Origin of the sequence: uncultured Sphingomonas sp., assembly GCF_964244235.1 — a bacterium.
Classification (GTDB): domain Bacteria; phylum Pseudomonadota; class Alphaproteobacteria; order Sphingomonadales; family Sphingomonadaceae; genus Sphingomonas.
Genome location: NZ_CAXTII010000009.1, coordinates 1 through 21,219 on the forward strand (window position 1 = coordinate 1; position 21,219 = coordinate 21,219).

Genomic DNA, 21,219 nt, shown 5'->3' on the forward strand with positions numbered 1-21,219 from the left:
CAAGCCGATTGGGAATCCCCCAGGCGATTCAAATAAATAGAAAGCGACTCTAGGCGCCACGGTTTTGGTCGGAAAGGGCTGCCCCTATAACCCAGAAGCCCGCAGCTGGGCCCCGGCCTTCGCCGGGGAGGGGTGAAGGGGGTGGGAACTCAGCCCGAATTCCGCAGCGCGGTCGCGATTGCGTTGATCGACAGCAGGATGCCTTCGCCGATCCGCGCATCCACCTCGCCCGCGCGGTGGCGTTTGAGGAGTTCGATCTGCAGCAGGTTGAGCGGTTCGATATAGGGTAGCCGCAACCGGATCGAGGCCTCCAACGCCGGGTGCTTCTCCAGCAGCCGGGACTGGCCCGTCGCAGCGAGCAGTCCGTCCCGGGTCAGGTGCCAGCCGTCGCGAATCCGGCCGAACACGGTGTCGCGCAGGCCCGCATCCTCCACCAAGCCCGCATAATGCACCGCGACCTCCATATCCGATTTCGCCAGCACCATTTCCAGATTCGCCAGCGTCGCGGCGAACAGCGGCCAGTCCGCGGCCATCTCCGCCAGCAACATCTTGTCGGGAAACGCGTCGATCGCAGCTCCCACACCGTACCAGCCGGGCAGCATCACGCGCGCCTGCGCCCAGCTGAACACCCAGGGGATCGCGCGCAGATCCTCGATTGCGTCGGACTTCGTCCGGCTGGCGGGGCGCGATCCGATCTTCAGGCCCGCGATCTCGGTCAGCGGAGTCATCTGGCGGAAGAAGGTGCGGAAGCCCTCCGTCCCGTAGACGAGATCGCGATATGCATGGAACGCGGTGTCGGACAGCGTGTCCATCGCATCGGCGAAAACCTTGTTCTCCGCGTTGGACAGCCGCGACGGCTCCAGGCTCGCCAGAAGCGCGGCAGACGCCATCGCCTCCAGGCTTTTCGCCGCGCTGTCGCGGGTGCCGTATTTCGCCGCGATCACCTCGCCCTGTTCGGTGATCCGGATGCGGCCCTGCACCGTGCCTGAAGGCTGCGCGCGGATCGCCGCGAAGGCGGACCCGCCGCCGCGCCCGACCGCGCCGCCGCGCCCGTGGAACAGCTGCATGCCGACCCCCGCCGCCTCGAACACCGGCTTCAGCGCGGTCGAGGCCTTCGACAGGCTCCAGGTCGACGTCAGATAGCCGCCGTCCTTGTTGCTGTCCGAATAGCCGATCATCACTTCCTGATGGCCGCGCGCGCGGACCTGCGCTGCGACCTCCGGCAGCGCGAACCAGTCGGTCATGATGCCGGGCGCGGCCTCCAGATCGCCGATCGTCTCGAACAGCGGGATCGCCATCACCGCGGCGGTCGCGGGGGCGTCGGCGGTGGCGGGGCGGTAGAGGCCGACCTCCTTCATCATCAGCTGGATCTCGAGCAGGTCGCTGACCGACTGCGCCATCGATACTATATAGTTGGCGATACACCCCGTGCCGTAGGTCGCGTGCGCCTCGGCGGCGGCGTGCATGATCGCGAGTTCGCCCTGGGTTTCCTCCGCATAGGTCGCATAGGGGCTGGCGAGCGGGAGCGGGCTGGCGAGTTCGCGGCGCAGCAGTTGCACGCGTGCCGCTTCGTCCAGCGTGAGATACTCCGCTTCGACCCCTGCGACCTTGAACAGATCGGCGACCACGCGCTCGTGCACTGCGGAATTCTGCCGCATGTCGAGCGTGGCGAGGTGGAAACCGAACGTATCGACAGCGCGGATCAGCCGCCCTAATGCGCCGCCGGAGCGAAGCGGGATCTGGGCGGACAGCGCATGGGCCAGCGCGACCAGATCGGCGCGGAACGCCTGGGGGTCCGGGTAGCGCTCGCCCGGCAGCAGGGAGGGGCGCGGCGCGGGTTTGCCGGTCAGCGCGGCGTGTGTCGCGGTCAAGCGCGCATAGATGCCCGACAAGGCGCGGCGATAGGGTTCGTCCTGCCGGCTTTCCGCGCCGTCGCCGCTTGCCGCGGCGAGTGCTTCGACCGCGTCATCGACCTGAGCGAGCGTGCTCGAGATCGACAGTTCCGCACCAAGCGCATGGACTGCCGTCAGATAATATTCGAGCACCGCCGCGCTCGACCGGGCAAGCGCGGTGCGTAGAGATTCCGCGGTGACGAAGGGATTGCCGTCGCGGTCGCCGCCGATCCAGCTGCCCGGGCGAAGAAAGCTCGGCACCCGCGTGCCCATCGCCCGGTCCCAGCGCTGATAAAGTGCCGGAAGCGTCGGCAGGAACACGTCGCGCAGATAGCTGAGCGCGGTATCGACCTCGTCGGCGACATAGAGCTTTTCCCGGCGCAGCACGCGCGTCTGCCACAGCAAGGCGATCTGGCGGCGAATTGCGTCTTCGACCAGGTCGCCGTCGGGTGTCTCGTCACGCCCCGCATCCTTGAGCGCGAGTAGTTGCGCGATCCGGTTGCGGTGGTCGATCATGCTCTTGCGCCGCACCTCGGTCGGATGTGCGGTGAGGACGGGGGCGACGAGCGCGTGGTCGAGCAGCGTCATGACCTGCGCGCGGTCGATACCCTCCTTCGCCAGCGCCGCGATCGCCGACGACAGATCGGCATGATCGTCGGTCGCGATCCCCTGGCGATCCTCCGCCAGATTGGCGAGCATCGAAAAAAGCATGAAACCGCGAACGAAATCCAGCGTCTCGTCGGGCCCGAGCCTGTCGAGCCCCAGCGCACCCAATGCCGGTTCGTCCGCACGGTCGCTACGGTGGCGGTCGATCGACGCCCGCCGGATCGCTTCGGTCGCGGCAAACAGGTCCGCACCGCCATAATCGCGGATGACGTCTCCGAGCAGCGCTCCGAGGAAGCGGATATCGGGGTTGTTCGCGATCGGGGGTAGGCTGGCCATTTCGGGGACGCTTCGCTGCGGCGGGGGGCGGGGTCAACTGGAGACGGGAATGATCGTGTCGGCAGGATCGGTCGTGATAGACGGCATGCCTACTCGTCTTCCCGGCTCAAGACCGGGGAGACGTAGTCGATCCGAGTGACGTCGGCAGAATTCAGGTTGCGACCGGGTCGGCTTCCTTGCCCCGGCTCTTCTCCGCTTCGTAGCGATCGATCGCCTCGAGCGTGATCTGGCGCGCCTCGTCCGCGTCCCCCCATTTGCCGACGCGGACCCATTTCTTCTTTTCGAGGTCTTTGTAATGGGTAAAGAAATGTTCGATCTGCTCGAACACGATTTCCGGCATGTCGCTGCGGCCACCGACGTTCGAATAATAAGGGAAGGTGGAATCGACCGGCACGCAGACCAGTTTCTCGTCGCCGCCGGCCTCGTCCTCCAAATTCAATACCGCGATTGGGCGCGCGCGCACGACGCAGCCCGGGATGAACGGGGAGCGCGCGATGACCAGCGCATCGAGGGGATCGCCGTCCGGGGAGAGCGTGTGCGGCACGAAACCGTAATTGGCCGGGTAGCGCATCGGCGTATGCAGGATACGATCGACGAACAGCGCGCCGGACGCCTTGTCGAACTCGTATTTTACGGGCTCCCCGCCGGTCGGGACCTCGATGATGACGTTCAGGTCGTTCGGTGGATTCTTGCCAGTGGGGATCAGGTCGATCCGCATAATCGGTCCTTTTACTGCTGAAGGCGAGCGGGCCTAACGCAGGAACGCGGGCCCGTCGAGTTTATGTCCCGCGCCTGCCGTCAGGCACGCCAAGTACCGTCGATCAGGGCCGCGGTGCGAGCAACAGGTCCAGCCCGCCATCGCTGGTGCCGATCTTTTCGAGATGCGGATAGCGAAGACCCTGATGCCAATCGACCGCGACCATGCGATATGCGTCGCCGCTCTTGACTGTCAGTTTCACCGGTTCCTTGCTGGTCTTCGCCGCGGTGATCGCCGCCTTCAACCGATCGTCCGAATAGGCCATGTCGCCGACCGCGACGATCGTCGTGCCGACGTCCAATCCGGCCTTGAACGCCGCGCCGTTCCAGGTGACGCCGGTGATGTCGCCCGTCGCGTTGACGACCAAGCCGCCCGAATAGGTAAGGTCGGCGAGTTTACGCGCCTTTTCCCCTTGCTTGAACGATTTGGTCGACGTGTCGGTGTAGACGAGCCGATAACCGTTGCGCGCGAAGCCCTGGATCGGCGCGCCCGAAGCGTGCTCGGTCAGTCGCTGGTGGAGATAGCCCGCCCAGTCATAGGGCACGATCCCGTTCAGCGTCGCCGTCACATCGTCGAAGGTATAGGTCAACTCGCCATAATCGCCGTTGCGCATGCCGAAAAACGCGCGCGCGAAATCGTCGATCGACTTGTCACCACCCGATTTTTCGCGCAGCAGCGAGTCGACGTCGATCCAGACGAGCAGCCCCTCGTTGTAATAATCCTCGCTGCGCTGCCAGCTGTTCCAGCCCTTCGGCCGGCGCTGCGAGATGATCGGATCGTTGGTGGTATCGACGAGATCGCGCCATTGCCGCGCTGGTGCCGCGTCATAGCTGGCCATGATCGATGCATATTGATCGAGCGTATCCTGTTTCGACACCAGCCCCGACCGCGCTTGCAGGACATAGCCCCAGAACTGCGTTTGCCCCTCATAGACCCATAGCAGCGAATCGCGCATCGGCACGCTGAAGTTCGGCGTCCACAGGTCGGCACCGCGACGGAACTTGCCGTCCCAGCTATGCGTGTATTCGTGCGGCAGCAGGTTGCGCGCGCCCGTCTGCATATCCCATTCGGTGAAATAACCGGGGCGGACGCCGTCTTCGGAACTGCGGTGATGTTCCAGCCCGATCCCGCCGATCTCTTCGGAGATACCGAACAGGAAATGATAATTGTCGTAATGCTGCGCGCCGAAGGTCTTGACTGCCTGGTCGACCAGCCGCTTGTGCGCATCGACCTGCGCTGGTGTCGTCGCCAGTTGTTCGGCGTTGTCCGCGAAAGTGTCGAGCGTCACGTTGGGCGACAGCGCGATCGGCTTGTAATAGCGGCCGGCGATCGTCGGAGAATCGACCAGCACCTCGTAGTTGGTCGTCTGATAGGCGTAATTGGCTCCGTTGGCGCGGGACGGCAGACCGGACGCGGCGGCGAAGCCCTGCGGATATCTGACCGTCGCGCTGATCGGGATATCGCGCGTGAAATAGCCCGCCGGGTACAGGCTCACCGAATTCCATTGCAGGCGAAGGATGTCCTTGCCCATCACGACCGCGCCCTGATCTGGCTTCGTCGCGGACAGGAACTGCAGGTCGATCTCGATCTTCCTCGCGCCCTGCGGCACGTCGATGTGGAACGCGTAGACGTCGACCGGGTCGCGCGTCCACGGGATCAGCTTGCCGCCTGCACGGATCGTCAGCCCGGCGAGCTTGTCGAGCTGGCCCGAGGGGGAATGGTTGCCGGGCAGCCATTTGGGATAGAGCAGGACCATTGGCCCGGCCTTCGCGACGGGGATCATCTCATGTGCGGTGAAGATGCCCTGTCCGGTGTTCGTCGCATCGACCGCCAGTTCGATCGTGCCGGGATACATCACGTCCTGCGGTTCGGGGATCGTGGTCGTGAACGGCACCGGCTGCGGGGCGGAATTGCCCGCAGGAACCTGCGCCTGGGTGGCGATGGCAATGGTGGACGCTAGCAGAGCGGCGACGAGACGAGCGTTCATGAAAGGCCTTTCGCCGGGAAATCGACCGCGGGGGTGTAGGCGGACGAAAGGCCCGTCGTCCAGCGCCTTAACCGCCACCGCCGCCAAGCACGTTGATCGTGAACGCCAGCACGCCGATATTGAAGACGAATGCGATCATGCAATGACCAAGCGCGACCCGGCGCATCGTGCGGCTGGTCATGTCGACATCCGATGTCTGGAACGTCATTCCCAGCGTGAAGCTGAAATAGGCGAAGTCCCAGTAATCGGGGGTATCGCAATGCGGGAATTCGAGGCCGCCATTGTCCTGCCCGTCCGCATCCTCGTCGCTGTAATAAATGTGCGCGTAGTGAAGTGTGTAGACGATGTTGGTGAACAGCCATGCGAGTACCAATGTCGCGATGATGATGAAGATCGCCGCCTTGTCGTTTTTGACATGAAGCTCGTTCGCGATGGAAACCAGGATAACGGCGATCGTGGCGAAGGTCAGACCAAGCAGGATCGTCCGGTTCGCGTCGTTCGTCTTCGCCCGGTTCCGCATCCGGTCCGCATTGTCGTGGCGCATCAGCGGTACGAGCGAGGCCAGGAAGACGATCGCCGCGATGTCGAACGCCAGCATCGTTCCGCGCCCGAGCCCCAGCGGCCCGGGCAGCGCGACGAGGGCGACGGCGAAGATCGCGATGAAGGCGATGAAGCGGGGCGGAGCGATCCGCTTCCCGAGGTCGAGTTTGAAGGCCATGCGCAACCGCTAGCGCTTGGCGCATCGCTCGCCTAGATACCGCTGCCACTATGGCACGTATCGAGACCCCGCGGCGCGTCCGCGGCACCCAGGACATCTTCGGCGACGAACAGCGGCGCTTCGCCCACGTGCTGGCGACGTTCGAGCGAGTCCGCGCGCTCTATTGCTTCCAGCGGGTCGAAGTGCCCGTGTTCGAGGCGACCGAGGTGTTCGCGCGATCGATCGGCGAGACGACCGACGTGGTGTCGAAGGAGATGTACAGCTTTCCCGACCGCGGCGGCGATTCGCTGACGCTGCGCCCCGAATTCACCGCCGGGATCGCGCGCGCGTATCTGACGGAAGGGTGGCAGCAATATGCGCCGCTGAAGCTGACCACATCCGGTCCAGTGTTTCGCTACGAGCGCCCGCAAAAGGGGCGGTATCGCCAATTCCACCAGATCGACGCGGAGGTGATCGGTGCGGCCGAGCCTGCCGCCGATGTCGAGCTGCTGGTGCTGGCGGATCAGCTACTGCACGAACTGGGTATCGCCGATGGGGTCACCTTGCAGCTTAATACGCTGGGGGATGCGGAAACACGCGATGCGTGGCGGGCGGCGCTGGTCGCGCATTTCGAGGCGCATCGGGGGCAATTGTCCGAGGACAGCGTGACCCGGCTCGAGAAGAACCCGATGCGAATCCTGGATTCGAAGGACCCGCGCGACCGGCCGATCGCCGACGCGGCGCCTGATATCGATGCGTATCTGACGCCTGAGGCGCGGGGCTTCTTCGATGCGGTGACCGCGGGGCTCGATGCGGCGGGCGTCGCCTGGACGCGCAACCCGCGGCTGGTGCGCGGGCTCGATTATTACCGGCATACCGCGTTCGAATTCGTGACCGACCGGCTGGGCGCGCAGGGGACGGTGCTGGCCGGGGGGCGGTATGACGGGCTGATCGGGAGCCTTGGCGGGCCGGAGACGCCGGGGGTCGGCTGGGCTGCGGGGGTGGAGCGGCTGGCGATGTTGGTGGGGGAGGCAGCAGCCAAGCCAGAAGTCATCGTCATTATCGCCGACGGAGAATTAGCTATTCCAAAAGCCACGGCGTTAGCTGCTTATCTCCGCCAAGCGCTCCCACCTGCTGCCGCGTCGCATCCAAGCTACCAGTGCCGGGACATTAGGATCGATGTTTCGTTTAAACCAAACCGGAGGAAGCAGTTTGAGAAAGCGCAGAAGGGCGATGCAAGTACAATCCTGACTGTCCGGGCTGGCGAAATGTCCTTACATACGAAAATGGGTGTCGATCTTTACCGTTCCGACGACGACAAGGCCAAAAGTCCACACGGCGTCTCCAGTCTGGTCAATGCATTGTTGATCCGCGAGCAGCCGCTGGATGAAACTGCAGAATATCTTGGGCTCTTGCAGATAGATCTTTCGGACAAATGACCTCCATCTCCCCAGACCGCATCCGCCAGATCGAGGCGCGGCGCGACGAGCTTTCCGCGCTCATGGCGACCGGCGATCTTCCCGGCGACCGTTTCGTGCAGGTGTCGAAGGAATATGCCGAACTCGAACCCGTCGCCCAGGCCGCAACCGAGGTGCGGCGGTTGCGGGCGGAGGCGGACAGCCTGGCCTATATGGCGCAGGACGCCGACGACGAACTGCGCGCGATGGCGGCGGAGGAGATGCACGCCAATCGCGAATCGTTGGAAGCCGCCGATCGCCGTCTTGCGCTCGCGCTGCTGCCGCGCGATGCGGCGGACGAACGGTCCGCGATGCTGGAGGTCCGCGCCGGCACCGGCGGCGATGAGGCGGCGTTGTTCGCGGGCGACCTGTTCCGCATGTACCAGCGCTATGCCGAGGGGCAGGGCTGGCGCGTCGAGCTGATCTCCGCATCCGACAGCGATGCCGGCGGCTACAAGGAGGTCGTCGCCAGCGTCACGGGGCAGGGCGTGTTCGCCAAGCTGAAGTTCGAATCCGGCGTCCACCGCGTGCAGCGCGTGCCGGTGACCGAGGCGGGCGGGCGCATCCACACCTCCGCCGCCACCGTCGCGGTGCTGCCCGAGGCGGAGGAGGTGGATGTGAAGATCGAGGACAAGGACCTCAGGATCGATATCTACCGGTCGTCGGGGCCGGGCGGGCAGTCGGTGAACACGACCGACAGCGCGGTGCGGATCGTGCATATCCCGACCGGCCTCGTCGTCATCCAGCAGGACGAGAAGTCGCAGCACAAGAACAAGGCGAAGGCGCTGCGTGTCTTGCGGACGCGGCTGTACGAGGCGGAGCGCGAGCGGTTGCATGCGGAGCGGGCGGGCGCGCGGAAATCGATGGTGGGATCGGGGGATCGGTCGGAGCGAATCCGGACGTATAATTTCCCGCAGGGGCGCGTGACCGATCACCGGATCAACCTGACGCTTCACCGGTTGCCGGAGATATTGGCGGGGGAGATGGGCGAGCTGGTCGGCGCGCTGATCGCGGAGGACGAGGCGGAGCGGTTGGCGACGTTGGATGCCGCGTAGGGCGGCTTGCCGTATGGTGCGGCAAGACCCGCCCAAGCGCGGCCGGCGGGGCCGCCCGCCCCGTCCGACGACGCGGCTTTGCCGCGGCGGGCTGCACTTCTTCCCCTCCCGCTTGCGGGAGGGGGCCGGGGGGTGGGCGGTCGCTCGCCGCGAGCGACCCGCATGAAACGAGTGGAGCCCCCACCCCCCGGCCCCGGTGCGAGGTCGGCTGTGCCCCCGGCACAGCCTGAAAAGCGCGGGGCGCTGCTCACCTCGCACTCGCAAGCGGGAGGGGGAGCAAGAGAAGCCCTCACTGCCGCCGCCGCGCGCTTCGCCTTTTCCGCCACCCCCCGGCTCGATGCCGAACTCCTCATGGCGCACGCGCTGAGGATCGAGCGCAACGCACTGCTGCTCGACCTCGACCGCCCCGTCCCCCCGGCATTCGCTGCACTGGTCGAACGTCGGGCGGCCCACGAGCCCATTGCCTATATCACCGGCAGACGCGGGTTCTGGACCGTCGATCTCGCGGTCGGCCCCGGCGCGCTGGTGCCGCGCGCGGACAGCGAGACGCTGGTCGAGGCTGCGATCGACCGATTTCAGGACAAGCCGCCGGCAACGATGCTCGACCTCGGCACCGGCCCCGGCACGCTGCTCCTGGCGCTGCTGGCCGAATGGCCTGATGCGCGCGGGCTTGGGATCGACCGATCCGCCGCAGCGCTCCGGTATGCCACCGCGAATGCGCGCGCGACGGGGGCGGGGGGGCGTGCGCGGTTCGTGCAGGGCGACTGGGCGGCGGCGATCGACGCGTGGTTCGATCTCGTCGTCGCGAACCCCCCTTATGTCGAGACCGACGCCGACTTGCCGCCCGAAGTGCGCGCCTACGAACCCGCGGGCGCGCTATTCGCCGGGCCGGACGGACTGGACGATTATCGACGCCTTGCACCCGCGCTTCGCCGTATCGTCGTGCCGGGTGGTGCGGCGATCCTGGAGATTGGCCGGACGCAGGCGGCGGCGGTCACCAAGTTGCTGGAGCATGAGGGGTTCGCGGTTGTCTGCCGCATCGATCTGGGCGGCCGACCACGCGTTCTGGTCGCGACGTGCATTTAACGTGGTCGGAACCAACAATTCACTTGTAGTAGAGGCCCCTGACCCGCTAATGCGCCCTACAGGGGCACGCAAATTCGACAGACGCTGTTGATTTTGGACGTTGGCCCGCATCCCTCGTCATGACGCTGCTGTCCGGTGGCCGTGGCAGACCGGGTGTGCCGGCAACGGCGCGCGGTCGGGGGTTTGCATCATGGATTTCGAGCAAGACCGGTGTTGGTTTTGAGGACGAGGACACAAGCTTGATCAATAATCGGCAAGCCGGCCGCCGTCGCGGTCGTGGTGGCAACAACAATAATGGCAGCGGTGGCGGCGGTGGCAATCCGCGTCAGGGCGGCGGCCAGGGTCGCGACAACGGCAAGCGCATCGACAGCCGCGCGCGCGTCAATGCAGCCCAGCTTCACGAGAAATACAAGAACCTCGCCCGCGACGCGCAGCAATCGGGCGACCGGGTCAATATCGAATATTACCTGCAATTCGCGGACCATTATTTCCGCGTGCTGAGCGAACAGCGCAGTCGGTTCGAGGATACCCAGCCCCGCCGCCAGCAGGCGAGCGATGCGTTCGACGACGGCTACGACACTGACGGCGAGGACGATTTCGGGGCCGAGGGCGAGCCGATCCGTTCGGGCGAACAGGCCGGCGATCAGCGGTATGACGGGAACCGGAACGATGGTCAGCGGGGCGACGGCAGCCGCAACGACCAGGGTCGCGACCAGGGTCGGGGCGACCAGAACCGCGACGGCCCGCGACGCGACTATCAGCGCCAGGACAATGGCCGCCAGGACAATGGCCGCCAGGACGGCCAGCGCTACGAAGGTCAGCGCCAAGATGGCAATCGCCAGGATGGGCAGCGCTACGAGCGTCAGGATGGACAGCGCGCCGACCAGCCGCGCGGTAATGGTAACGCCAACGCCAACGCCAACGACCGTCGCCCGCGCGAGGATCAAGGCGGTGGCGAAGCCCAGCCGCGCGCCGAACGCGCGCCACGCATCGATCGCCAGCGCGCACAGCCGCGCGAAGAGGTGACTGCGCCCGTCGTCGAGGCGGCCACAGTCAATGTACCGTCGTCCGAAGAGGCCCCCCGCCGCCGCGGTCGTCCGCGTCGTGATGCGACTCCCGTCGCGGCCGATGTTCCGGCGACGGTCGAGGCAGACCGCTTGCCGCCGTCGCTAAGTGCGTCGCCGGCCGCATCGAACGACACCGGCGAAGACGCCCCAAAGCCGCGCCGCCGCCGCACGCCGCGGACGGATTCCGAGGTTACGGCCGCGGAATAGGCGTCCGTCGTCATGCCGGGCCTGTCTCGGCATTCACGGACTGCAGGCGATATGGTTTGCGGCTCCGGGTCCGGACGGGCCGCAATAACGCGGTCTACACCCTCAGGCGTTTCCTCTCGGATACATCAGGCCCATCAGCCCCTTGGCGGCGAACGGACGCCAGCCGTCCAGCGGTTGCGCCAGTCGGTCGGCGATCGCGTATAACACCGCCGGATTGACCCCCAATCCGCAATGGCTGCCACGCACCTGGATGTTCTCGCTCTCCGGACCGGCGGGCTCGAGGCAGTTCTGCCAGGCGACGATGCCGTCCTCACGGCTGTAGATCGCGGTCGCTGGCACCGGCGGCGGGGCGGCGACCTCCGCCAGTTGCCGCTTGGTATGCGCGTCGTCGATCTTCTGCCCGGTCAGCAATTGATACGCACGCCAGACGTTCGACGCCTTCGGACTGCCCGCGAAAGGCGATCCCAGCGTGATGACCTGCCGCACGGCGTCGGGTGCGCGGCGCGCGAGCAATCGTGCCATGACGCCGCCCAAGCTCCAGCCGACCAGGCTGACCTTCTCGCCCGTCCGTTCGTGCACCACGCGCAGCCGTTCCACCAGCTTCTCGCCCTCGCGGCCGATCGCGCGCGGCCCGAAATTGCGGCCCAGTTCCCAGGCATGAGCGTCATAACCCAATTGCTTCAGATACCGGCGGAGCACCGCGGTCGATGCATCGCTGGCGACGAAGCCCGGCAGGACCAGCACCGGATGGCCGTCCCCCTTCGGCGCACCGGCCAGCAGCGGGGCGGCGAGCGACAGCGATCCCAATTCGGCCAGCGCGCGCGGCAATTCGGTCAACGCCAGCAATGCGGACGGAGCGCGGACTTCATCGATAGGGGCTGCTGTCGCCATCATGGTCTCCTGGTTACCCGAACCGTACGCGCCGAGATGGTGAAGGTTCATTCGACGCCGGACGCGCGATTGCGCTGCGTCGTCCGTTCGACATCATGGGCGAGGATCGCGAGATCATGCGTAACGCCGTCGCGACCGCGGACCTGATCCTTCAGCATCGCCTCCGCGCGGAAGCCGAGGCTTTCGAACAGCGCGATCGATCCCAGCTGGTCGGTGGTCATCGCCGCGGTCAGCTTGGCGAGGCCATGCGCCGCGGCGACCGCGAAGATCGCCTCCAGCAGGTCGCGGCCCAATCCTGCGCCACGACGATCGCCGGCGACCAGCAACCGAACCTCGCCGACATGTGCGCTCCAGCTCAGCGGATCACGGACGAGAGCGGCCGAGCCGACGAGTGAACCGCCGTCGCTGGCGATCAGGCTGTCGATCCGGCCCTCGACGATCGCGCCCTGCCACGCCTCGATGACGCGCGGGCGCCGCAGATCGCGGCCGAGGAACAACAGATCATGCTCGGGCAGGCTTCGAGCAAAGGCCAGCATCGCGTCGCGGTCGTCGGGCTGGAAGCGGCGGATAGTATAGCTCATGTCGACCGAGTCTCCAGCCATTGGACGAGCGCTGGCCACATCCGGTGCACCGCATTGGGCCCTGCGACGACGCTTACATGCCCGCCTTTCAGCATGATCTCGCGCTTGTCCGCGGACCCGGCCATGTCGATCAGCGGTGCGGACGCCTGGGTGGGAACGATATGGTCGTGTTGCGCGGCGATGTGCAGGAACGGCGCGGTTATGCGTTTCAGATCGATCGGCATCCCGCCGACGCTAAGCGTGCCGTGAAACAATCGATTGTCCCACAGCAGCAGCTTGACCATCTGACGGAAATATTCGCCCGCCAGCGGCAGCGTGTCGGTGTTCCACCGATCGAACATGCGGAACGACTTCACGAACGCCTCGTCGTCGATCTTGTCGAGCACGCGCAGATGCTGCGCGGGCCGCGCGGCCGGACGAAGCATGTCGAACGCGGTGTAGAGATAGTCGCCAGGGCAGTTGCCGAACGCCTCGACCAGCGAATCGACATCGAAGAAGCGCTTGTCCGCCCAGTTCTGGAACATCTCCATCGCCGAGAAATCGATGGGGGTCGTGAAGGTGACAAGGTTGGCGAGCACGCCTTCGGGCGCGAGCGCAGCCCATAGCAATGACAGCACGCCGCCGAAGCAATAGCCGATCAGCGACACATCGGGTTCGCATGTTTCCTCTGCGACTCGCGCAACCGCGGCCGGAAGGAAGTCGAGCACATAGCTTTCCAGGCTCAAGCGTCGTTCGTCGATCCGCGGCGCTTCCCAGTCCAGCATGAACACATCGAAACCCGCGTCGAGCAGATATTCGACGAGGCTCTGCCCGGGGATCATGTCGAAGATATAGCCGCGGTTGGTCGTCGCCATGACCAGCAGGACCGGCACCCGGTATATCTCGTCGGTACGCGCGTGATAATGGTAGAGACGCATCGTTCCGCGCTCGATCAGCACGTCCTTGGCGGTCGCCCCCAGCATCGGGCCGCTCGTCGCGAAATAGCCGGGCCCCGCCAGATTGCGCTGCATCGCCCGGTTTAATTCACGTTGCGCGCCAAGATAGAGTTCGGGGAACGTCGCCATTCAAGACCCGGCGGTGCCGCTCACGCGGCCGGCGGCTTTCGCGTTCGTGCAAGTCCAGGGCGGGCGGGTACGGCGGGGGCCGGGTTGGTCATCGCGGCTTCGATCCGGGCCAGCGATGCCTCGATCCGGGCAAGGCGCGCGGACACATCCTCCAATTCGGTGCGGCTGGGCATGTTGGCGGCGGCAAGCGCGCGTTCCATCACGCCCTTCAGCGTCGCCTGCATGTTGGTGGTCGCAGCAGACGCACCGTGCATCGCGCGCGCCCATTCCTCCGACTTCATCGCTTCGCCGCCGAAGCCGTTCGCCATCTTCTCCCATTCGCCGAGCATCTGGCGGAAGAATGCTGCAGGATCGGACGGCGTCGTCATCGCAGCATAGTCGGCGTGAAGATGCAGGTCGTCAAGGCGCGTCGATCACTGCGCCGGACGTGCTGTCGGGCTTGGTTGCGGATCGTCGATACGCGGCGCGCCCGAGGCGGTAACCGGCTTCGGCCCGGTTGCGGTCGTCTCCAGCGTCGAGTCGCCACCGAGCACCTGGTACAGGGTCACCCGGTTCTGCGCGGCGGTCAGTTGGGTTGCGACCAGCGCCTGCTGGACGCTGAACAGCGTCCGCTGCGCCACGAGCGCGTCCAAGAACGTGCCCACCCCGCCGCGGAAGCTGGCATTGGTCAATTGATAGGCGTCTGTCGCAGCAATCACGTTGTTCCGATCCGCGCCGAGCTGGTCCGATATGGTGCCGAGCCGGGCGAGCGCGTTGGCGGTCTCCTCGAACGCGGTCTGGATCGTCTTTTCATAGGTCGCGAGCGCGACGTCGCGCTGTGCCTTCGAATAAGTGACGCCCGCACGCGCCGCGCCCGCCTGGAAGATCGGATAGGTCAGCGACGGCGCAGCCGAGTAGCTGAACGCGCCGCCGGTAAAAAGCGACGATAGGGCGCTGCTGGCAAAACCGGCCAGCCCGGTCAGCGTCAACCGGGGAAACAGGGCCGCACGCGCTGCACCGATCTGCGCATTCGTCGCACGCAGTTCATATTCCGCCTGGACCACATCCGGTCGCCGCAGCAGGACCGTCGAGTCCAACCCGGCGGGCAGGGTGGCGATGGTGCCGATCCCTTCCTCGATCGACGCGGGTAGCAGCTTGGGATCGACGGTCGCGCCGACCAGAAGCTGCAACCCGTTGATATCCTGCGCGATCGCGGTTCTTTGTGCCGCGACGCTGGACTGCGCCGAATATAGCGTCTGTTGCGCCTCGCGCAGGTTGGTGCGCGGCGCGATGCCGCCCTGTAGCTGCGCGTTGGTAAGCGTGACGGTGCGCTCGGCGCTCGCCTCGGTATCCTTAGCGATCTTCAACAGGCTCTGATCGGCGGCATAGGTCAGCCAGCCATTCGCGATTTCGGCGACCAGCGTTAGCCGGGTGGCACGGGCGGCGGCCTCGGTTTCGAAATAGCGGTTCAACGCGGCGCTGGTCAGCGATCGGATCCGGCCGAACAGATCGACCTCGAACGCGGTCGTCCCGATGTCTGCGGAAAACGCGCTGCCCGAGGACGAGGTGCCGACGGCGCTACCCGATCCGGTGCTCGTTCCCGTCGTGCCGGTACCACCGGTTCCCGTACCGGTACCCCCCGTCGTTCCCCCGGTACTGGTGCCAGTACCGGTACCGGTCGTGCTGCCACCCGTGGTGCCCGACCCCGTACCGCCGGCCGTCGAGCTGGCCGCGGTCGCCCGTGCGCCGCCGCCGCCGCCGGTATAGGAATAGCGCGCATCGGCGGTGATGATCGGGAACAGGTCGGAGCGCTGGATACGATATTGCGCGCGCTGTGCGACGATATTGGCCGCGGCGATCCGCAGATCGCGGTTGTTGACCAGCGCCTGACGGATGATCGCTTGCAGCCGGGGGTCGGTGAAGACCTGCGCGTACGTGACCGCGGGCAGCTTCGCCTCGGATTGCGCGAGATAGGCGTCGCCGACCGGCCAGGACGGAGGCACCGGCAGCGCGCCTCGTTCGTAATGCGGCGTAAGGTTGCATCCGGCGAGTGCGGTTGCGGCGATCAGCGTGACCGGCGTAGCGATGGCGCGGCGCATCATGCGGGCTCCGGTGCCGGCAAAGCGGGGGTCGGTGCGGGCCCTTCGAGGAGCGGCTGGCCACCGCCGCCCGCCGGACCGCGGCCGTCATCGCCGGGTCCATCATGCGGGCCCTGAAAACCGGTCGGCCGTCCGTGCAGCTTGGCGATGCCATCGCGCGCACCGCGGCGGATGAGGACGAAGAAGAAGGGAATGTAGAAGATCGCGAGCAGGGTTGCGGTCAGCATCCCGCCGATAACCGCGGTGCCGATCGCGATCCGGCTGTTCGCGCCCGCGCCCGTCGAGATGGCTAGCGGCAAAACGCCGAAGATGAACGCGAAGGACGTCATCAGGATCGGACGAAGCCTGATCCTGGCGGCGGACAGCGCAGCCTCCAGGACATGCGCTCCCTTTTTTTCCTCCTGCTCGGCGAACTCGATCATCAGGATCGCGTTCTTCGACGCCAGTCCCATCGTCGTCAGCAACCCGATCTGGAGGTAGACGTCGTTGGTCAGCCCACGCAGCGTGACGGCGATGATCGCGCCGATCAACCCAAGCGGGATGATCAGCAGCACCGCGACCGGGATGGACCAGCTTTCGTACAAGGCGGCAAGACACAGGAACACGACGAGCAGCGACAGCCCGTAAAGCACGGGTGCCTGACCCGACGAGATATTTTCCTGATAGGACAGACCTGCCAGGGCGATGCTGGTGCCAGGGATTTGTCCGGCGAGCTGCCGCATCCTCTCCAGCGCCTGACCCGATGATTTGCCGGGCGCTGCCGATCCCTGGAATTCGTAGCTCTGGATCCCGTTGAACCGCGACAACGATACGGGTGCCGTCTCCCAACTGGTCGTCGCGAAGGACGAGAACGGGGCCATCTGGTTGGTCGATCCGCGGACATACCATTGGTCGAGGTCGGACGGTTGCGATCGGAACGGCGCGTCGCCCTGCACATAGACGCGCTTCACGCGCCCGCGATCGACAAAGTCGTTGACATATTGGCCACCCCAGGCGGTGGCCAGCGTCGTATTGACGTTGGCTTGAGTCAGCCCGAGCGTTGCGAGCTTTTGCGGATCGGTCTCGACATGCAGCGTCGGCGTGTCGGGCAATTCGGTGATGCGGACGCCCACGAACATCGGGTCGCCCGCCGCACTCGCCAGCAATTTGTCACGCGCCGCCTCGAATTGGGTCTGGCTCATCCCGCTGCTGTTTTGCAATTCGATCGTGAAGCCGTTCGACTGACCAAGGCCGCGGACCGATGGCGGCACGAGCGCATAGACCTGCGCATCCCGCAGATTTCCGAACGCGGCGGATGCACGGGCGGTGATGGCATCGGCGGAATTGGCGGCACCCGATCGCTGATCCCATGGCTTCAGCGCGACGAAGCCAACGCCAGTATTCTGCCCCCCTGGCGAGCCGCCCTGACCGACGCCGCTGACCGAAAAGGCGGTCGCGATGTTGGCGTTTTCGTTTTTCAGGAAATAATTCTCGACCGCCTTCTGGACCACGATCGTGCGATTCTGGGTCGCGCCGGGTGGTAGCTGGAACTGGACGATACCGATGCCCTGGTCTTCGGTCGGCAGAAAACCGGTCGGCAGCCGCAGGAACATGATCGCAAGGACGGCGACGATCACCAGATAGACTACCAAGAATAACCATTTGCGGTTGATCACGGCCTCTACCGAAGTGGTATACCGCGTCGTGAGATCAGCGAAACCATCGTTGAACCCATCGCGACCGCGGGCGATGAAATGCGCGGTGCGGGGGAAGTGCCTGCCTGCCCAGCCATCCTCCACCGGATCGCCTTGCGCATCCTTCTTCTTCTGTTTGAACAGGGCGGAAGTGAGTGCGGGGGTCAGGATCAGCGCCACGAGCACCGACAGCACCATCGCGGATACGATCGTCAGCGAAAATTGGCGATAGATGACACCGGTCGACCCGCCGAAGAATGCCATCGGCAGGAACACCGCGGACAGCACGAGCGCGATCGCGACCAGCGCCACGGTAATCTCCTCCATCGACGCGATCGTCGCATCGCGAGGGCTCATTTCCGGGTTTTCCTCCATCAGCCGCTCGACATTCTCGACCACGACGATCGCGTCGTCGACCAGCAGCCCGATCGCGAGCACCAGCCCGAACAGCGTCAGCGTGTTGATCGAAAATCCGGCAAGATAGAAAATGCCGAAGGTGCCGAGCAGAACGACCGGAACGGCGATGGTCGGGATCAGCGTCGCGCGCCAGCTTTGCAGAAACACGAACATGACCACGACGACCAGGAGGATAGCCTCGATCAGTGTCTTCACGACCTCCTGGATCGACAATTTGATGAAGTTCGTCGAATCGTTGACGAACGCATATTGGTAACCCGACGGGAAACTCCTGGCCGCGGTCTCGATCTGCGACTTCACCAACTCGGCGGTTTTCAGCGCGTCGGCCCCCGGTGCCAACAGCACGGCGATGCCAGCACCCGGATGGCGATTGATCCGGCTGCGCGCGGCATAGCTTTCGGCACCCAGCTCGATCCGGCCGACATCCTTCATCCGGACCACGGCACCGCCGGGAGTCGTCTTGAGAACGATATTCGCGAATTGGTCCGGTGTCTGGAGCCGCGATTGCGCGGTGACGGTCGCGCTGAGAAATTGCGTTTCGGGAGAGGGCTGAGCACCGATCTGGCCGGCCGCGACCTCGGTATTCTGCGCCTGGACCGCGGTGACGACGTCGGACGGCATCAGCTGGAAGCTGTTGAGCTTGTTGGGATCGAGCCATATCCGCATGGCGTATTGCGATCCGAATACGTTCGTGTTGCCGACCCCCTGCGTCCGTCCCAACCTGTCCTGCAGGTTGGACACCAGATAATCCGACACGTCCTGCGCGGTCGATTTGTCGGTCGTGTCATAAACCACCGCGACCAGCAGGAAGTCGGGGTTCGACTTCTTGACGATCAATCCCTGCGACTGGACCTGGGTCGGCAGGCGGCTGAGCGCCTGTTGCACCTGGTTCTGCACCTGCACCTGGGCGATGTCGGGGTTCGTGCCCTTGTCGAACGTAACCGTGATGGTAACCGATCCGCTGCTCGACGATGCGGACTGGAAATATAGCAGGCCGTCGATGCCAGTCAGTTGCTGCTCGACGACCTGAGTCACCGCATTCTGGATCGTCTGCGCATTGGCACCCGGATAGGTGGCCTGGATCGTCACCTGAGGCGGCGCGACGTCCGGATATTGGGCGATGGGCAAACCCATGATGGCACCAAGGCCGCACATCATGACGATGATCGCGATGACCCATGCAAAGATCGGGCGATCGATGAAGATTCGGCTCAGCATTACCGATCAGCCGCCCTTTGCCTGGCCGCCCTTGCCGCCATCCTTCATGCCGGGCGGCACTTCGATGTTCTGTGGGGTGTCGGCGGGGACGGGCTTGATGCCCTGGCCGGGTTTGATCTTCGAAAGGCCCTGGGTGATGACCTTGTCGCCCGCGTGCAGCCCCGCGGTCACGACCCAATATTGCCCCTGCACGCGCGCGGTGGTGACCGTCTTCTGCACCGCCTTGTTGTTGGCCGCGACGACCATGACGGTCGCCACACCTTTCGGATCGCGCGATACCGCCTGCTGCGGCACCAGGAATGCCGACCGGTCGATCGATTGCGCGAAGGTCGCGGTCACGAACATGCCGGGAAACAACAAATCCTGTGTGTTAGGGAAGCGTGCGCGGAGCGTAACGGTGCCGGTGGTCTGATCGACCAGCGCTTCCGAAAATTCGATCGTACCGACCGAGCCATAATCGCTGCCGTCGGGCAGCTTCAGCCGGACCTGCGCTGTCGTCGCGGTCACGCCACCCGTTGCCAGCGCGCGACGCAGCGCCAGCACATCGCCCGCCGATTCCTGAACGTCGACATACATAGGGTCGAGCCGCTGGATCTGCGCGATCGGATCGGTCTGCGTTGCGGAGACGAGCGCGCCGACGGTGAAGAGCGATCGTCCGATCCGGCCCGATATCGGTGCCGGCAATGTCGTGAACTGCAGGTTTACGCGCGCCGTCTGCAACGCGGCGGCGTTCTGCGCGACCGATGCCTGCGCCTGCCGTGCGGTCGCGACCGCGTTGGTGTAGTCCTGTTGGCTGATCGCCTGCTGCGCCGCCAAAGGCTTGTATCGTTCGGCGAGAATGCGTTGTGCGACGAGATTTGCCTGCGCGCTTTGCAAGTTGGCGCTGGCCTGGTCTGCCGACGCCTTATAAAGTCGTGGATCGATCTGGTAGAGCGGCTGTCCCTTGCGCACCAGCGAACCTTCGGTGAACAGCCGACGGCGGATGATGCCGGTAACTTGCGGGCGTACGTCAGAACTTTCGAAAGCGGTCGTGCGGCCGCTCAGTTCGGTAACGACCGGGGCGCTTGTCGGCTGGATGACAACATAACCAACCGACGGTGTGCCCTGCCCCGGCTGGCCTGCGCCACCCTTCGCCTGCGCCTTCTCGCTGCCGCTACCCTTGGACGAGCAGCCCGATATCGCCGCGGCGGTCGCCAACAAAGTCAGCGCGAACCAAATCGGGCGTTTCGTCTCCATAATGTCGGTCAATCGCGCCTACCCGCTCGGTTGATGTGCCGCGTCGGGTCGAAATTCATCCGACGCTGGCGCGACCGTCGAACCTATAGGCCATCGATTCGTTGCAGGGCGCATTAAAAATTGTGCATCTGCGAACAATCTGATCCCCGGCTGACGCTTGATCTGGATAGGAGAGGTTCGCGTGAACGAACAGGAAAAAAGGGCGGCCGCCTTGGCAGCGACCGCGGAAATCGTTTCGGGCATGACGCTTGGGCTGGGTACGGGTTCGACAGCCGCTTACGTGGTCGCGCACGTCGGCGAGCGCGTCGCCGCGGGGCTGGTCGTGCGGGTCGTCGCCACGTCGGTGGAAACCGAACGTGCGGCGCGTGCGGCCGGGCTCTTGGTCGCCGACTTCGCGGACATCGCCGTGGTCGACTTGACGATCGACGGCGCGGACGAGATCGACGACCGGTTCTTCGCCGTCCAGGGTGGCGGTGGTGCCATGGTGCGCGAGAAGATCGTCGCGGCGGCATCGCGGCGGATGGTCGCCGTCGTCGATTCGTCGAAGATGGTGATGCGGATCGGCGCGGCCAAGCTGCCGGTCGAGGTGCTGCCGTTCGCATGCGCTTATGTCACCGCGCGGCTGGCGGCGCTCGGCGCGGAGGTCGTGCTTCGAAGGACGGGCGGTGCTCCCTTCCTTAGCGACCAGGGAAATATCATTCTGGACGCACGATCGATCGACCTGTCGGATCCCGCCGCCGTCTCCGACGCGATCGATGCAATCCCCGGCGTGGTCGGCCACGGCCTGTTCCTGCGCGAAGTGTCGGCGATCTACGTTGCGACCGGCACTGTCGTTACGAGACTGGAACGGCAGGACAAGCGCGGATAAAGGCGAGCGGACAAGAAACCACTTCGGGCGCGCGAGCGTTCGGGGG

At 65.2% G+C, this 21,219-nt stretch carries 16 protein-coding genes; 5 read left to right on the forward strand and 11 right to left on the reverse strand.

What is annotated here, in order from left to right; genetic code table 11:
• Positions 1 to 149: 149 nt before the first annotated feature.
• From ppc to ACFE7D_RS03010, 4 genes are all read right to left on the reverse strand, one after another.
• A complete protein-coding gene (gene ppc, locus ACFE7D_RS02995) occupies positions 150 to 2,834 on the reverse strand; it encodes a phosphoenolpyruvate carboxylase (RefSeq protein ID WP_375393946.1) in 2,685 nt (894 codons plus the stop codon).
• 151 nt (positions 2,835 to 2,985) lie between these two features.
• Positions 2,986 to 3,552: an inorganic diphosphatase gene (gene ppa, locus ACFE7D_RS03000; RefSeq protein ID WP_375393947.1), complete on the reverse strand. Its 567-nt coding sequence runs from the start codon at positions 3,550 to 3,552 to the stop codon at positions 2,986 to 2,988.
• Between the two features lie 103 nt (positions 3,553 to 3,655).
• Positions 3,656 to 5,578: a M61 family metallopeptidase gene (locus ACFE7D_RS03005; RefSeq protein ID WP_375393948.1), complete on the reverse strand. Its 1,923-nt coding sequence runs from the start codon at positions 5,576 to 5,578 to the stop codon at positions 3,656 to 3,658.
• A 67-nt stretch (positions 5,579 to 5,645) separates the two neighbouring features.
• Positions 5,646 to 6,296 (reverse strand): DUF1345 domain-containing protein, encoded by a 651-nt coding sequence (locus ACFE7D_RS03010; protein ID WP_375393949.1) that lies wholly within the window; start codon positions 6,294 to 6,296, stop codon positions 5,646 to 5,648.
• A gap of 50 nt (positions 6,297 to 6,346) precedes the next feature.
• On the opposite strand from ACFE7D_RS03010, the gene hisS reads away from it, so the two are divergent.
• From hisS to ACFE7D_RS03030, 4 genes are all read left to right on the forward strand, one after another.
• The gene (hisS, locus tag ACFE7D_RS03015) at positions 6,347 to 7,714 is read left to right on the forward strand and encodes a histidine--tRNA ligase (protein ID WP_375393950.1); all 1,368 of its coding nucleotides are present in this window, start codon (positions 6,347 to 6,349) and stop codon (positions 7,712 to 7,714) included.
• Entirely contained in the window at positions 7,711 to 8,787 is a 1,077-nt protein-coding gene (gene prfA / locus ACFE7D_RS03020) for a peptide chain release factor 1 (protein ID WP_375393951.1), read from the forward strand. Before hisS ends, prfA begins: the two co-directional genes overlap by 4 nt.
• A 243-nt stretch (positions 8,788 to 9,030) precedes the next feature.
• Positions 9,031 to 9,873 carry a peptide chain release factor N(5)-glutamine methyltransferase gene (gene prmC / locus ACFE7D_RS03025; RefSeq protein ID WP_375393993.1) on the forward strand — a complete coding sequence of 281 codons (843 nt, stop codon included), beginning with the start codon at positions 9,031 to 9,033 and terminating at the stop codon, positions 9,871 to 9,873.
• Positions 9,874 to 9,992: 119 nt separating this feature from the next.
• Entirely contained in the window at positions 9,993 to 11,147 is a 1,155-nt protein-coding gene (locus ACFE7D_RS03030; RefSeq protein WP_375393952.1) for a DUF4167 domain-containing protein, read from the forward strand.
• Between the two features lie 102 nt (positions 11,148 to 11,249).
• Here the strand turns inward: ACFE7D_RS03030 and ACFE7D_RS03035 are convergent, their stop codons facing one another.
• From ACFE7D_RS03035 to ACFE7D_RS03065, 7 genes are read right to left on the reverse strand one after another with little or no spacing between them, the layout of a single operon-like run.
• On the reverse strand, positions 11,250 to 12,038 hold the full coding sequence (locus ACFE7D_RS03035) for an esterase/lipase family protein (protein WP_375393953.1): 789 nt from the start codon (positions 12,036 to 12,038) through the stop codon (positions 11,250 to 11,252).
• A gap of 47 nt (positions 12,039 to 12,085) precedes the next feature.
• The gene (locus ACFE7D_RS03040; RefSeq protein ID WP_375393954.1) at positions 12,086 to 12,619 is read right to left on the reverse strand and encodes a GNAT family N-acetyltransferase; all 534 of its coding nucleotides are present in this window, start codon (positions 12,617 to 12,619) and stop codon (positions 12,086 to 12,088) included.
• A complete protein-coding gene (locus ACFE7D_RS03045) occupies positions 12,616 to 13,683 on the reverse strand; it encodes an alpha/beta fold hydrolase (protein WP_375393955.1) in 1,068 nt (355 codons plus the stop codon). The genes ACFE7D_RS03040 and ACFE7D_RS03045 overlap by 4 nt, the downstream gene beginning before the upstream one ends.
• A gap of 20 nt (positions 13,684 to 13,703) precedes the next feature.
• Complete coding sequence (locus ACFE7D_RS03050; RefSeq protein ID WP_375393994.1) at positions 13,704 to 14,078, reverse strand: poly(R)-hydroxyalkanoic acid synthase subunit PhaE; 375 nt, start codon at positions 14,076 to 14,078, stop codon at positions 13,704 to 13,706.
• An 18-nt stretch (positions 14,079 to 14,096) separates the two neighbouring features.
• Positions 14,097 to 15,761 carry an efflux transporter outer membrane subunit gene (locus ACFE7D_RS03055; protein ID WP_375393995.1) on the reverse strand — a complete coding sequence of 555 codons (1,665 nt, stop codon included), beginning with the start codon at positions 15,759 to 15,761 and terminating at the stop codon, positions 14,097 to 14,099.
• On the reverse strand, positions 15,761 to 19,069 hold the full coding sequence (locus ACFE7D_RS03060) for a multidrug efflux RND transporter permease subunit (protein WP_375393956.1): 3,309 nt from the start codon (positions 19,067 to 19,069) through the stop codon (positions 15,761 to 15,763). The genes ACFE7D_RS03055 and ACFE7D_RS03060 overlap by 1 nt, the downstream gene beginning before the upstream one ends.
• Positions 19,070 to 19,075: 6 nt before the next feature.
• Positions 19,076 to 20,305 carry an efflux RND transporter periplasmic adaptor subunit gene (locus ACFE7D_RS03065; RefSeq protein WP_375393957.1) on the reverse strand — a complete coding sequence of 410 codons (1,230 nt, stop codon included), beginning with the start codon at positions 20,303 to 20,305 and terminating at the stop codon, positions 19,076 to 19,078.
• Positions 20,306 to 20,486: 181 nt separating this feature from the next.
• Between ACFE7D_RS03065 and rpiA the strand changes: the two genes are divergently transcribed.
• Positions 20,487 to 21,173: a ribose-5-phosphate isomerase RpiA gene (gene rpiA, locus ACFE7D_RS03070; protein WP_375393958.1), complete on the forward strand. Its 687-nt coding sequence runs from the start codon at positions 20,487 to 20,489 to the stop codon at positions 21,171 to 21,173.
• The last annotated feature ends 46 nt before the right edge of the window (positions 21,174 to 21,219 follow it).